The following is a 400-nucleotide window of genomic DNA, read 5'->3' on the forward strand; positions in this document are numbered from 1 at the left end:
TATTTTCGCCGGCCTTGGAACTTTGTACATCGTCATGCAGAATGCAATTATGCTGGGTTCCTTTCAATATTTCTTTTACGAACAGGGCCTGCTATGGGAATCTGTAAGGACCATATGGATCCATGGCACTATTGAGATCTCTGTGATCATCGTGGCTGCCTGTGCAGGCCTGGTGGTAGGGAAAGGCATACTTTTCCCCGGAACTTTTACCAGGCTTACTTCCTTTGTACAAGGAGTAAAAGCCGGATTAAAAATTGTGATCAGCACAGTTCCCTTTTTCATCATCGCAGGATTCCTGGAAGGTTTTGTCACCCGCCATACCGAAATGCCCGATTGGATCGCCATCATTATTATATCACTTTCGTTAGGACTCATCCTTTTTTACTACGTATTTTACCCC

Annotated in this window: 1 protein-coding gene; it reads left to right on the top strand. The window is 44.5% G+C overall.

Annotated features, from left to right (window positions below; all coding sequences use genetic code 11):
- Positions 1-400: stage II sporulation protein M (locus tag HC175_RS19790; RefSeq protein WP_168139813.1), on the top strand; the 400-nt coding region annotated here is incomplete at both ends.

Source organism: Salinimicrobium oceani, assembly GCF_012037645.1.